At 61.6% G+C, this 13,067-nt stretch carries 10 protein-coding genes; 7 read left to right on the top strand and 3 right to left on the bottom strand.

Annotated features, from left to right (window positions below; all coding sequences use genetic code 11):
- Window positions 1-109: 109 nt before the first annotated feature.
- On the bottom strand, window positions 110-1,516 hold the full coding sequence (gene glnA, locus J5M58_RS12065) for a type I glutamate--ammonia ligase (RefSeq protein WP_025340936.1): 1,407 nt from the start codon (window positions 1,514-1,516) through the stop codon (window positions 110-112).
- Window positions 1,517-2,006: 490 nt separating this feature from the next.
- On the opposite strand from glnA, the gene thiI reads away from it, so the two are divergent.
- Complete coding sequence (gene thiI / locus J5M58_RS12060; protein ID WP_112249590.1) at window positions 2,007-3,461, top strand: tRNA uracil 4-sulfurtransferase ThiI; 1,455 nt, start codon at window positions 2,007-2,009, stop codon at window positions 3,459-3,461.
- 127 nt (window positions 3,462-3,588) lie between these two features.
- Window positions 3,589-5,409, top strand: coding sequence for a translational GTPase TypA (gene typA / locus J5M58_RS12055; RefSeq protein WP_016712460.1), 1,821 nt, complete (start codon window positions 3,589-3,591; stop codon window positions 5,407-5,409).
- Window positions 5,410-5,601: 192 nt separating this feature from the next.
- On the opposite strand, the gene J5M58_RS12050 is transcribed toward typA, so the two are convergent.
- Complete coding sequence (locus J5M58_RS12050; protein WP_003259873.1) at window positions 5,602-6,006, bottom strand: YkgJ family cysteine cluster protein; 405 nt, start codon at window positions 6,004-6,006, stop codon at window positions 5,602-5,604.
- 185 nt (window positions 6,007-6,191) lie between these two features.
- Here J5M58_RS12050 and J5M58_RS12045 point away from each other — a divergent pair, with 185 nt between their 5' ends.
- The 5 genes from J5M58_RS12045 to J5M58_RS12025 all read left to right on the top strand — a co-directional run bounded on the left by J5M58_RS12045 (window position 6,192) and on the right by J5M58_RS12025 (window position 11,558).
- Window positions 6,192-8,642 (top strand): glycogen/starch/alpha-glucan phosphorylase, encoded by a 2,451-nt coding sequence (locus J5M58_RS12045; protein ID WP_207878226.1) that lies wholly within the window; start codon window positions 6,192-6,194, stop codon window positions 8,640-8,642.
- Window positions 8,643-8,896: 254 nt separating this feature from the next.
- Entirely contained in the window at window positions 8,897-9,907 is a 1,011-nt protein-coding gene (locus J5M58_RS12040; protein ID WP_025340932.1) for a class 1 fructose-bisphosphatase, read from the top strand.
- Between the two features lie 3 nt (window positions 9,908-9,910).
- Window positions 9,911-10,507 (top strand): DUF924 family protein, encoded by a 597-nt coding sequence (locus tag J5M58_RS12035; RefSeq protein WP_112249585.1) that lies wholly within the window; start codon window positions 9,911-9,913, stop codon window positions 10,505-10,507.
- A gap of 227 nt (window positions 10,508-10,734) precedes the next feature.
- Window positions 10,735-10,989 (top strand): outer membrane protein assembly factor BamE, encoded by a 255-nt coding sequence (bamE, locus tag J5M58_RS12030; protein WP_003249234.1) that lies wholly within the window; start codon window positions 10,735-10,737, stop codon window positions 10,987-10,989.
- Window positions 10,986-11,558 (top strand): lipocalin family protein, encoded by a 573-nt coding sequence (locus J5M58_RS12025; RefSeq protein ID WP_112249583.1) that lies wholly within the window; start codon window positions 10,986-10,988, stop codon window positions 11,556-11,558. The genes bamE and J5M58_RS12025 overlap by 4 nt, the downstream gene beginning before the upstream one ends.
- A 115-nt stretch (window positions 11,559-11,673) precedes the next feature.
- On the opposite strand, the gene J5M58_RS12020 is transcribed toward J5M58_RS12025, so the two are convergent.
- A complete protein-coding gene (locus J5M58_RS12020; protein WP_207878225.1) occupies window positions 11,674-13,038 on the bottom strand; it encodes a formimidoylglutamate deiminase in 1,365 nt (454 codons plus the stop codon).
- Window positions 13,039-13,067 lie beyond the last annotated feature (29 nt).

Here is a 13,067-nt window from a genome sequence, read left to right as displayed (position 1 = left end):
CGGCATCTGCTGGTTCTGTATGAAATCGATGAGGCAGCCACGGAAACGAAAACGGCCTCCCGAAGGAGGCCGTTCGTGATCATGTCATCGGCGCCAGGCGCCGATCAGATCAGCAGCTGTAGTACAGCTCGTATTCCAGCGGGTGAACGAAGGTGCGGACCTTGATTTCTTCTTCGCTCTTCAGCTCGATGAAGGCATCGATGAAGTCGTCGGAGAACACGCCGCCCTTGGTCAGGAACGCACGGCCCTTGTCCAGCTCTTCCAGAGCTTCCTTCAGGCTGCCGCAAACCTGCGGGATGTCCTTGGCCTCTTCAGGCGGCAGGTCGTACAGGTTCTTGTCGGCAGCATCGCCTGGGTGGATCTTGTTCTGGATACCGTCCAGGCCGGCCATCAGCAAGGCCGCGAAGGCCAGGTACGGGTTGGCCGATGGGTCCGGGAAGCGAGCTTCGATACGGCGGGCTTTCGGGCTGCCGACGTAAGGAATACGGATCGAGGCGGAACGGTTGCGAGCCGAGTAGGCCAGCATTACCGGGGCTTCGAAGCCTGGGACCAGACGCTTGTAGGAGTTGGTCGACGGGTTGGTGAAGCCGTTCAGGGCCTTACCGTGCTTGATGATACCGCCGATGAAGTACAGGGCGGTGTCGGACAGGCCGGCATAGCCTTCACCCGAGAAGGTGTTCTTGCCGTCTTTCCAGATCGACATGTGCACGTGCATGCCCGAGCCGTTGTCGCCGTACAGAGGCTTCGGCATGAAGGTGGCGGTACGGCCGTAGGCGTCGGCAACGTTGTGCACGACGTACTTCAGTGCCTGTACTTCGTCAGCCTTCTTCACCAAGGTGTTGAACTTGACGCCGATTTCGTTCTGGCCGGCAGTCGCCACTTCGTGGTGGTGAACTTCGACGGTCTGACCCATTTCTTCCAGTGCGTTGCACATGGCGGTACGGATTTCGTGGTCGTGATCGAACGGCGGAACCGGGAAGTAGCCGCCTTTCACGCCCGGACGGTGGCCTTTGTTGCCGCCTTCCACGTCAGCGCCGGTCATCCACGAGCCTTGCTCGGAGAAGATCTTGAACATCGAGCCGGAGATGTCCGACTGGAACTTCACTTCGTCGAAGATGAAGAACTCTGGCTCCGGGCCTGCGAATACGGTGTCACCGATGCCGGTGCTCTTCAGGTACTCTTCGGCGCGCTTGGCGATGGCGCGAGGGTCACGATCGTAGCCCTGCATGCTCGACGGGTCGACGATGTCGCAGGTGATGATCAGGGTCGGCTCTTCGGTGAACGGGTCCAGTACGGCAGTTTCGTCGACCGGCATCAGGATCATGTCGGAAGCTTCGATGCCTTTCCAGCCAGCGATGGAGGAACCGTCGAACATCTTGCCGACTTCGAAGAAGTCGTCTTCCAGCGCATCACGCGACGGCATGGTCACGTGGTGCTGAATGCCTTTGGTGTCCGTGAAACGCAGATCAATCCACTTGACGTCATGATCTTTGATGAGTTGAACCGACTTCGACATGTTGTCCTCCGGATGGTCTAGAGCGCGGTGGGCCGCTGCCCTGGAAAAAGGGTGTTGCCGGGCGCGGATAGTCGGCCAAGCTTACCTGCCTCACAAGGGAGCAAATTGCATGCCAGTGCCCGAAAATGGCGAGGGCGGGATAAAAGGGGGCGTTTGCGAGCATCTGGTGATGGGTTAATGGTGAAAAGTGCACTCTTAAGATGCGAATTTTGGTAGTAGTGCACCAATAGTGTGCACTGGTTGAATATTGTGCGTTCTTTGAGGGCCTCTTCGCGGGTGAACCCGCTCCCACAGGGACCGCACAGGTTTCGAAGGCTCTGACATTCTTGTGGGAGCGGGTTCACCCGCGAAAGGGGCGGCACAGCCAGCGCAAAACCCACTCCCTCTATTTATCTCAAAGCTTCTGATCAAAAGTTGCTCAAATCCTGAGCAATTTCCGCTATAATTCGCGCCCCTCATTTTCGGCAGGCCCTGCGCGCGCTGTTAACCAATGAAACTTATCGTCAAAGTCTTCCCAGAAATCACCATCAAGAGCCGGCCGGTGCGCAAGCGCTTCATCCGCCAGCTCGGCAAGAACATCCGCAACGTGCTCAAGGACCTCGACCCTGAGCTCGTGGTCGATGGTGTCTGGGACAATCTCGAAGTGGTCACCCGCGTCGAAGACGAAAAAGTCCAGCGCGAGATGATCGAGCGCCTCACCTGCACGCCGGGTATTACCCACTTCCTGCAGGTAGAGGAATACCCGCTAGGGGACTTCGACGACATCGTTGCCAAGTGCAAGCAGCACTTCGGTCACCTGCTGGCCGGCAAGCACTTCGCCGTACGCTGCAAGCGCGGCGGCCACCACGATTTCACCTCGATGGATGTCGACCGATACGTCGGCAGCCAGCTGCGCCAGCAGTGCGGAGCCGCCGGCATCGAACTGAAGAACCCGGAAGTGCTGGTGCGTATCGAAATCCGCGACCAGCGCCTGTACGTGATCCACAACCAGCACCAGGGCATCGGCGGCTACCCGCTGGGCGCCCTGGAGCAGACCCTGGTACTGATGTCCGGCGGCTTCGACTCCACCGTGGCGGCCTACCAGATGATGCGCCGTGGCCTGATGACCCACTTCTGCTTCTTCAACCTCGGCGGCCGCGCCCACGAGCTGGGCGTGATGGAAGTGGCCCACTACCTGTGGAAGAAGTTCGGCAGCAGCCAGCGCGTGCTGTTCATCAGCGTGCCGTTCGAGGAAGTGGTCGGCGAGATCCTCAACAAGGTCGACAACAGCTACATGGGCGTGACCCTCAAGCGCATGATGCTGCGCGGTGCCGCACACATGGCCGACCGCCTGGAGATCGATGCCCTGGTCACCGGCGAAGCGATTTCCCAGGTTTCCAGCCAGACCCTGCCGAACCTGTCGATCATCGATTCGGCCACCGACAAGCTGGTGCTGCGCCCGCTGCTGGCCAGCCACAAGCAGGACATCATCGACCAGGCCAACGCGATCGGCACTGCCGACTTCGCCAAGCACATGCCAGAATACTGCGGCGTGATCTCGGTAAACCCGACCACCCACGCCAAGCGCCACCGCATGGAGCATGAAGAGAAGCAGTTCGACATGGCCGTGCTGGAGCGCGCCCTGGAACGCGCCCGGCTGATCTCCATCGACCATGTGATCGACGAACTGGGCAAGGACATCGAAATCGAGGAAGTGACCGAGGCGCTGCCCGGCCAGATCGTCATCGACATTCGTCACCCCGATGCCCAGGAAGACGAACCTCTGGTGCTCGACGGTATCGAAGTCCAGGCCATGCCGTTTTATGCCATCAACAGCAAGTTCAAGCAGCTGGATGCCAACCGCCAGTACTTGCTGTATTGCGACAAAGGTGTGATGAGCCGTTTGCACGCACACCACCTGCTCAGTGAGGGACATGCCAATGTGCGTGTTTATCGTCCGACATAAGACGCCAGGGCTGTATGGCGGCAGCATCCGCCATCGCCCTCCCGACCATCGGGCCCGCTGAGCCTCAAACCGTACATATTCGCCGCCTACACTGGCGGCAACCGAATCCTCTGATCGAGATACAGTTGTGATCGAAAATCTGCGTAACATCGCCATCATCGCCCACGTTGACCATGGTAAAACCACCCTGGTCGACAAACTCCTGCGCCAGTCCGGCACCCTGGAGCGTAACGAGCTCAACGACGAGCGCGTGATGGACTCCAACGACCAGGAAAAAGAGCGCGGCATTACCATTCTGGCGAAAAACACCGCCATCAACTGGAACGGCTACCACATCAACATCGTCGACACCCCCGGCCACGCCGACTTCGGTGGCGAGGTTGAGCGTGTAATGTCGATGGTCGACTCCGTGCTGCTGCTGGTCGACGCCCAGGACGGCCCGATGCCGCAAACCCGCTTCGTGACCAAGAAGGCTTTCGAAGCTGGCCTGAAGCCGATCGTGGTGATCAACAAGGTTGACCGCCCGGGCGCGCGTCCTGACTGGGTTCTGGACCAGATCTTCGATCTGTTCGACAACCTCGGTGCCACCGATGAGCAGCTGGACTTCAAGGTTGTCTACGCCTCGGCCCTGAACGGCATTGCCGGTCTGGACCACACCGAAATGGGCGAAGACATGACCGCGCTGTACCAGTCGATCGTCGACAACGTACCAGCACCGTCCGTTGACCGTGACGGCCCGTTCCAGATGCAGATCTCCGCACTGGACTACAACAGCTTCCTCGGTGTTATCGGCGTTGGCCGTATCGCCCGTGGTCGCGTCAAGCCGAACACCCCGGTTGTCGCCATCGACACCAACGGCAAGAAGCGTAACGGTCGTATCCTGAAGCTGATGGGTCACCACGGCCTGCACCGCGTGGATGTCGAAGAAGCCCAGGCCGGCGATATCGTCTGCATCAGCGGTTTCGACGAACTGTTCATCTCCGACACCCTGTGCGCACCGGATGCGGTAGAAGCGATGAAGCCGCTGACCGTCGACGAGCCAACCGTTTCGATGACCTTCCAGGTCAACGACTCGCCGTTCTGCGGCAAGGAAGGCAAGTTCGTCACCAGCCGTAACATCAAGGACCGTCTGGACAAAGAGCTGCTGTACAACGTAGCCCTGCGCGTTCAGGAAACCGATTCCCCTGACAAGTTCAAGGTATCGGGCCGCGGTGAACTGCACCTGTCGGTACTGATCGAAACCATGCGTCGTGAAGGCTTCGAGATGGCTGTAGGCCGTCCTGAAGTGATCATCCGCGAAGTCGACGGCGTCAAGCAGGAGCCGTTCGAGAACGTCACCATCGACATCCCTGAAGAATCCCAGGGCAAGGTCATGGAAGAGATGGGCCTGCGTAAGGGCGACCTGACCAACATGGTGCCGGATGGCAAGGGCCGTGTTCGCCTGGAATACAACATTCCAGCCCGTGGTCTGATCGGTTTCCGTAACCAGTTCCTGACCCTGACCAACGGTGCAGGCATCCTGACCTCGATCTTCGATCGCTACGACACCATGAAGTCGGGCCAGATGTCCGGCCGCCTGAACGGCGTTCTGGTATCGGTCGAGACCGGCAAGGCGCTGACCTACTCGCTGGAAACCCTGCAGGCTCGCGGCAAGCTGTTCGTTGAACACGGCCAGGAGATCTACAACGGTCAGATCATCGGCCTGAACAGCCGTGACAACGACCTGGGCGTGAACCCGACCAAGGGCAAGAAGCTCGACAACATGCGTGCTTCGGGCAAAGACGAAGTCATCGCCCTGGTACCGCCAGTTCGCCACACCCTGGAACAGGCCCTGGAATTCATCCAGGACGACGAGCTGTGCGAAGTGACTCCTAAGTCGATCCGCCTGCGCAAGAAGATCCTGGACGAAGGCGAGCGTACCCGCGCTGCCAAGAAAGCCAAGAACTGAGTTAGCTCAGGCTGAATGAAAACGCCCCCGGTCGAAAGACCGGGGGCGTTTTTTTTGCCTGCAGGATTTGTGTTGTCTTTGCGGGCCTCTTCGCGGGTAAACCCGCTCCCACAGGTGCTGCACAGGTCTTGAATGTTGTGGTGTACCTGTGGGAGCGGGTTCACCCGCGAAGAGGCCTGAACAGGCTAATGATCAGCGCCCGACAACCTTGGGCTTATAGGCACAATACCCCGGCCGCGGCCCGACCTTGGGGTGGTTGCGGCAGGTATCCGGCCGCTTGTCATAAATGGTGCACAGCCGGCTTTTACGGTCCAGGTACAGGCAGTCATCATTGCTCATCCGGGTCAGGGTGAAGATCCCCGACTTCTGGTTGAAGCGCTCGATGATGCCGTCCTTCTGCAGGCGCTTGGCGATGTTCTTCGGCGGTTCGTCTTTTTCGAACTCGTCGACCACGCCGATACGGATCAGATCCTTGATCTTCACCTCCACCGGCAGGGTGCAGCAGGTCGAATGGCAGCCATGGCACATGTTGCTGGTATAGCGCTGCCAGGTCTCCAGGCGGTCGACTTCGGCCGCGGCGATCAGGGTCGTTTTCATCGTTATGGGGGTGTATCACGGTCTTGGGGCGCGCGATCATACCGGAATTGTTCAATTTATGAACAACCTTTTGCCGGAATCGCAAAGTGGGCATGAAAACTGCGAACGGTAACTGTCACTCCCTGTCGAAGGGTCTAGGCTCAACAGTCTCCCTCCGTTTTCGTCAACTTGCCCGAGGATGCCGCATGTCCCAGGAACCAAAAGCTCGTGACGCCGAGGTGGCCGAATTTCGCGCCGCTGTACTGGACAAGCTGACCTACGCGGTCGGCAAGGACCCGGAGCACGCCTTCGACCACGACTGGTTCGAAGCCATCGCCCTGGCCGCGCGCGATCACATGGTCGATCACTGGATGGACCACACCCGCCAGGCTTATCGCCGCAGCCAGAAGCGGGTCTATTACCTTTCCCTCGAATTCCTCATCGGCCGCCTGCTGTACGACAGCCTGAGCAACCTGGGCCTGCTGGACATTGCCCGCGACGCCCTGGAAGGGCTGGACGTGGACTTGGAGCGCATCCGCCTGCTTGAACCCGATGCCGCGTTGGGCAACGGTGGCCTGGGGCGCCTGGCAGCGTGCTTCATGGAGAGCATGTCGACCCTGGGCATCGCCGCCCACGGCTATGGCATCCGCTACGAGCACGGGCTGTTCCGCCAGGCCATGGTCGATGGCTGGCAACAGGAGCAGACCGAGAACTGGCTGGACTTCGGCAACCCCTGGGAGTTCGAGCGCGCCGAGGTGATCTACCCCATCAGCTTTGGCGGCAGCGTCGAAACGGTGCACGACACCCACGGCCAGCAGCGCCAGGTGTGGTGGCCGGGCGAGACCGTGCGGGCGGTGGCCTATGACACGCCGGTGGTCGGTTGGCGCGGGGCCAGCGTCAATACCCTGCGCCTGTGGCGTGCGCGGGCGCTGGAAGAGCTGCACCTGGAGCGCTTCAATGCCGGTGACCATCTGGGCGCCGTGGCGGAAGTGGCACGGGCCGAAAGCATTTCGCGAGTGCTGTATCCGGCCGACAGCACCGAGGCGGGCCAGGAACTGCGCCTGCGCCAGGAATACTTCTTCGTCTCGGCCTCGTTGCAGGACCTGCTGCGCCGCCATCTGAACATGCACGACAACCTGCTCAACCTGCCGGACGCGGCGGCCATCCAGCTTAATGACACCCACCCGTCGATCGCCGTGGCCGAGCTTATGCGCCTGCTGGTCGACCAGCATGAAATCCCCTGGGATACCGCCTGGGAGCTGACCGTCGGCACCCTGGCCTACACCAACCACACCTTGCTGCCCGAGGCCCTGGAAACCTGGCCGGTAGCGCTGATGGAGCGCATGCTGCCGCGGCACATGCAGATCATCTACCTGATCAACGCCTACCACATCGACGCGCTGCGGGCGAAAGGCCTGCACGACTTCGATGTGTTGCGGGCCGTGTCGCTGATCGAGGAAGACAACGGCCGTCGGGTGCGTATGGGCAACCTGGCGTTCCTCGGTTCGCACAGCGTCAACGGTGTATCGGCGCTGCACAGCAAGCTGATGAAAAGCACGGTGTTCGCCGAGTTGCACAAGCTCTACCCGCAGCGGATCAACAACAAGACCAACGGCATTACCTTCCGCCGCTGGCTGTACCAGTCCAACCCGCAGCTGACCGCCATGTTGGTCGAGGCGCTGGGCCCCGAGCTGCTGGACGATCCGGAAGGGCGCCTGGCCAATCTGGTGCCGTTCGCCGAAAAGAGCGGCTTCCGCAAGCAGTTCGCCGCGCAGCGCCTGCACAGCAAGCGTGCCCTGGCCAGCATCATCCAGGACCGCCTGGGCGTTACGGTGAACCCCGAAGCGTTGTTCGATGTGCAGGTCAAGCGCATCCACGAATACAAGCGCCAGTTGCTCAACCTGCTGCATACGGTGGCGCTGTACCAGGCCATGCGCAACGACCCCGGTACTGACTGGGTGCCACGGGTGAAGATCTTCGCCGGCAAGGCCGCGGCCAGCTATCACCAGGCCAAGCTGATCATCAAATTGGCCAACGACATCGCCCGGGTGGTGAACAACGACCCGACCGTGCGCGGCCTGCTGAAGGTGGTGTTCCTGCCCAACTACAACGTCAGCCTGGCTGAAAGCATCATCCCGGCGGCGGACCTTTCCGAGCAGATTTCCACCGCCGGTTACGAAGCTTCCGGCACCAGCAACATGAAGTTCGGCCTCAACGGCGCGCTGACCATCGGCACCCTGGATGGCGCCAACGTGGAAATGAGCGAGCAGGTCGGGGCCGACAACATGTTCATCTTCGGCCTCACCGCGCAGCAGGTTGAAGCGCGGCGCCGCGCCGGGGACTTCGGTGCGACGGCGGCGATTGCCGCATCCAGTCGCCTGAACGATGTGCTGCAAGCCATTCGCAGCGGGGTGTTCTCGCCGGATGACCCGTCGCGCTACACCGCCTTGATCGACGGGTTGGTGGCTTATGACCGCTTCCTGGTGTGTGCCGACTTCGATGCCTACTGGGATGCCCAGCAGCGGGTCGAGGACCTGTGGCACAAGCCGCAGGAATGGTGGCGCATGGCGGTGCTGAACACCGCACGGATGGGCTGGTTTTCTTCGGACCGGACCATTCGGGAATATGCCAGCGAGATCTGGAGGGCCTTGGATTGAGGTAAGCCTGCACCGGCCTCTTCGCGGGTAAACCCGCTCCCACAGGGACTGCACAGGCCCTGAATTTTGTGAAGATCCTGTGGGAGCGGGTTCACCCGCGAATGGGCCTCACTCCGACCACCGGCCTGGCGCACGCTGAACTACCGACCTATTGTGCCGTCTGAGAGCCGTGGCGAGTCTCATCACTCGCTAGCCCGCAACTCTCCCTGTAAACTGCGGGGGTTTTTATTCCCCCCATCCTTTCGGAGCCATACATGTCCCGCGTTACCCTGAGTCGCTATCTGATTGAGCAGACCCGCAGCAACAATACCCCTGCCGATCTGCGCTTCCTGATCGAGGTGGTGGCGCGTGCGTGCAAGGAAATCAGCCATCACGTGTCCAAAGGCGCCCTTGGTGGTGTGCTGGGCAGCATGGGCACTGAAAACGTGCAGGGCGAAGTCCAGAAGAAACTGGACGTGATTTCCAACGATATCCTGCTGGAAGCCAACGAGTGGGGCGGCCACCTGGCCGGCATGGCTTCCGAAGAAATGGACAACGCCTACCAGATTCCGGGCAAGTACCCGAAAGGCGCCTACCTGCTGGTCTTCGACCCGCTGGACGGCTCGTCCAACATCGACGTCAACGTATCGGTCGGCACCATCTTCTCGGTTCTACGTTGCCCTAACGAGTACCTGAGCCAGAACGAAACCCTGAACGAAAACGCCTTCCTGCAGCCAGGCACCCAGCAGGTCGCCGCCGGTTACGCCATCTACGGCCCGCAGACCATGCTGATCCTGACCCTGGGCAACGGCGTCAAGGGCTTCACCCTGGACCGCGAACTGGGCAGCTTCGTTCTCACCCACGAAAACATCCGCGTGCCGGAAAGCACCGCAGAATTCGCCATCAACATGTCCAACCAGCGCCACTGGGAAGCCCCGGTTCAGCGCTACGTGGGCGAACTGCTGGCAGGCGAGACCGGCCCGCTGAAGAAGAACTACAACATGCGCTGGATCGCCTCGATGGTGGCCGACGTACACCGCATCCTGACCCGTGGCGGCCTGTTCATGTACCCACGTGACGCCCGCGAGCCGAGCAAGCCGGGCAAGCTGCGCCTGATGTACGAAGCCAACCCGATGTCGTTCATCATCGAACAGGCCGGCGGCGCTTCTACCAACGGTTACGATCGCATCCTCGACATCCAGCCAGAAAGCCTGCACCAGCGTGTGTCGGTAATCCTCGGCTCGAAGGAAGAGGTCGAGCGCGTCACCGCCTACCACAAGGAGTAAGTCATGCTCGCACCTTGGCAGCCGTTGCTGGAGTGGTGGTTCGGTTGGGGCACCAGTCCCCAGGCCGTGGCTGACGAGAAGAGTACGCTGTGGTTCGGCAAGCATCATGATGCCGAGGCCCATGCGCTGTTTGGCGAGCTGGTCGAGCATGCCCTGGCGGGTGGGCTCGACGAGTGGCAGCAAAGCCCGCAGGGCTGGCTGGGCCTGCTGATTCTGCTGGACCAGCTGCCGCGCATGATCTACCGCGACACGCCGCGCGCCTTCGAGGGCGATCGGCGTGCCCAAGTGGTGGCGATGCAAGGTTTGCAGAAAAACTGGGATTACCAGCTGCTGCCGATCCAGCGGGTGTTCGTGCTGCTGGTGCTGGAGCACGCCGAGGTACTGGACTGGCAGAACCTGTGCGTCGAGCGCTACCAGCTACTGCTGGAGGAGCAGCCCGAGGCCAACCGCCGGTTGTTCGAAGGCTTCCTCGACTATGCCGAGCAGCACCAGCGGGTGATTGCCCGTTTCGGGCGCTTCCCGCACCGCAACCTGGTGCTGGAGCGGCCGAGCACCAGCGAAGAGATGGACTTTTTGCTGGAGCCTGGGTCCAGGTTCTGAGATAGCAGGGGCCTGCTGCGCAGGCCATCGCGACACAAGGCCGCTCCTACAGGGGGCGGCTTTTTTATTGGGCGGATGATCAATGCTTTGTGATTAATCGCACAGTAGTGGCCATCCGACCAATGGCGTAGGGATAGAGGAGGGAGGGTAGGGAACCTGGGAGGGTTTTTACCGTCGAAGGTCACTGCAGGCCACTCGCCTGTATCCCCTCTCCAGGAGTGTCCTTCATGTCGTTGCGTTCCCTCGCCCTGTTGTCGCTGTGCGTCGTCCTGACTGCCTGCAGCAAGATCAATCAGGAAAACTATTCCAAGATCAAGGCCGGTATGAACAAGGCCGAGGTCGAGCAGTTGCTCGGCACGCCGACCGAGTGCTCTGGCGCGCTGGGGATGAGCAGCTGCACCTGGGGGGACGAGAAGAGCTTCATCAGTGTCCAGTATGCGGCTGACAAGGTGCTCATGTATTCAGGGCAGGGTCTCAAATGAGGCACCTGTATCTGCTGATGGGGGTATGCCTGGCATTGCTGCTGGGCGGTTGCGCCGGCTCCGTGCATGACCCGCTGGCACCGAAAACCGCAGGCAACATCGACCTCAAGCGCTACCAGGGCAAGTGGTACGAGCTGGCGCGCCTGCCGATGCGCTACCAGACCGGCTGCGAGCAGTCGGAAGCGCACTACAACCTCAGGCTCGATGGTAGCCTCGGCGTGCTCAACCGCTGCCGCACCATGGGTGACGAATGGCTGCGCGCCGAAGGGCATGCGAACATCCAGGAGCCGGGGCACACCGACAAGTTGTGGGTCGAGTTCGACAACTGGTTCACCAAGCTGGTGCCAGGGGTGGCGAGGGGCGAGTACTGGATTCTGTATGTGGATGATCGCTACCGTACGGCGGTGGTCGGCAGCCCGGACCGCAAGCACTTGTGGATCCTGTCGCGTACGCCGACGCTAGCGGCCTGGGAGCGCGAGAATCTGATGTCCAGGGCCCGGCAGCAGGGGTATGACACCAATCGGCTGATCTGGCGTGCGTCGGACCAGCAGATCGTCAAGAGGCACTGAATTTCTGAGGGTTGCTTTGCAACCCATCGCGACACAAGGCCGCTCCTACAGGGGAACGCATATCCCTGTAGGAGCGGCCTTGTGTCGCGATGGGCCGCAAAGCGGCCCCAAAAACTCAGCCCAAAAGCTGGCGCAACACCTCGGCAAACGCGCGCCCGCTTTCCTCTTGCTGTGCATGTTCCCCCTGGCGCACCACCCACTGCCCATTCACCATCACATCCCGCACCTGGCGATCGCCGCCGGCAAACAGCCAGCGGTTGAGAATCGCATCCCCATCGGCCATGGCGATGTAAGGGTCCTGCCCATCGAGCACCAGCCAGTCGGCGCGCTTGCCCACGGCCAGTTCCCCGACCGCCTGCCCCAGCGCCTGCGCGCCGCCCGCCAGCGCAGTGTCATACAGCGTGCGCCCGACCATCGGCTGGTCGCCGCGATACAGGCGGTTACGCCGCTGGTCGCGCAGCCGCTGGCCGTATTCCAACCAGCGCAGTTCCTCCACCACACTCAACGACACATGGCTGTCCGAACCAATGCCCATGCGCCCACCCTGTGCCAGATAGTCCACTGCCGGGAAAATCCCGTCGCCCAGGTTGGCCTCGGTGGTCAGGCACAGCCCGGCTACCGCGCCGCTGCGGGCCATGGCGGTGACTTCATCCGGCTCGGCATGGGTGGCATGCACCAGGCACCAGCGTGGGTCCACGTCCACGTGCTCGTACAGCCACTGCAGCGGGCGCAGGCCGCTCCAGGCCAGGCAGTCGTCGACTTCCTTCTGCTGCTCGGCGATATGGATATGCACCGGGCACTGCTTGTCGCTGGCTGCCAGCACTTCGGCGATCTGCCCGGGCGTCACGGCGCGCAGCGAATGGAAGCACAAGCCCAGTTGCTGCGCGGGTTGCGCGGCCAGCAGCGGGGCCAGCTGCGCTTGCAGTTGCAGGTACTGTTCGGTGGAGTTGATGAAGCGCCGTTGCCCGTCATTCGGGGCTTGGCCGCCGAAGCCTGCGTGGCTGTACAGCACCGGCAGCAAGGTCAGGCCAATGCCGCTGTCGGCTGCAGCCGCGCTGATGCGGCGGGACAGTTCGGCCGGGTCGGCGTAGGCCTTGCCGGCCTGGTCATGGTGCACGTAGTGGAACTCGGCGACCGAGGTGTAGCCCGCCTTGAGCATCTCGATGTACAGCTGACGGGCGATGACCTGCAGCTGCTCCGGGCTGATCTGGCCGACCAGGCGATACATCAGGTCGCGCCAGGTCCAGAAACTGTCATTGGGGTTGCCGGCGACTTCCGCCAGCCCTGCCATGGCGCGCTGGAAGGCATGCGAGTGCAGGTTGGGCATGCCGGGCAGCAGCGGGCCGGCCAGCCGCTCGGCGCCTTCGGCCGAGGCACCCGGTTCGATGCGGGCCACATGGCCATCACTGGTGACCTCGATGCGGACATGGCTGGCCCAGCCCGTGGGCAGCAGGGCGCGTTCGGCGAAGTAGGCGGACATCGGTGAAAATCCTGTTATTGTTAACTTGT

It is taken from the genome of Pseudomonas sp. 32_A (assembly GCF_017490905.1).
In the GTDB taxonomy this organism is placed as follows: Bacteria; Pseudomonadota; Gammaproteobacteria; order Pseudomonadales; family Pseudomonadaceae; genus Aquipseudomonas; species Aquipseudomonas inefficax.
This window is presented reverse-complemented; position numbering and strand designations above follow the sequence as displayed.

Excerpts from the sequence above, each read along its gene's own strand:
- glnA (WP_025340936.1), bottom strand. The coding sequence starts at position 1,516 with ATGTCGAAGTCGGTTCAACTCATCAAAGATCATGACGTCAAGTGGATT.
- J5M58_RS12040 (WP_025340932.1), top strand. The coding sequence starts at position 8,897 with ATGTCCCGCGTTACCCTGAGTCGCTATCTGATTGAGCAGACCCGCAGC.
- J5M58_RS12050 (WP_003259873.1), bottom strand. The coding sequence starts at position 6,006 with ATGAAAACGACCCTGATCGCCGCGGCCGAAGTCGACCGCCTGGAGACC.
- J5M58_RS12020 (WP_207878225.1), bottom strand. The coding sequence starts at position 13,038 with ATGTCCGCCTACTTCGCCGAACGCGCCCTGCTGCCCACGGGCTGGGCC.
- bamE (WP_003249234.1), top strand. The coding sequence starts at position 10,735 with ATGTCGTTGCGTTCCCTCGCCCTGTTGTCGCTGTGCGTCGTCCTGACT.
- J5M58_RS12035 (WP_112249585.1), top strand. The coding sequence starts at position 9,911 with ATGCTCGCACCTTGGCAGCCGTTGCTGGAGTGGTGGTTCGGTTGGGGC.
- thiI (WP_112249590.1), top strand. The coding sequence starts at position 2,007 with ATGAAACTTATCGTCAAAGTCTTCCCAGAAATCACCATCAAGAGCCGG.
- J5M58_RS12045 (WP_207878226.1), top strand. The coding sequence starts at position 6,192 with ATGTCCCAGGAACCAAAAGCTCGTGACGCCGAGGTGGCCGAATTTCGC.
- J5M58_RS12025 (WP_112249583.1), top strand. The coding sequence starts at position 10,986 with ATGAGGCACCTGTATCTGCTGATGGGGGTATGCCTGGCATTGCTGCTG.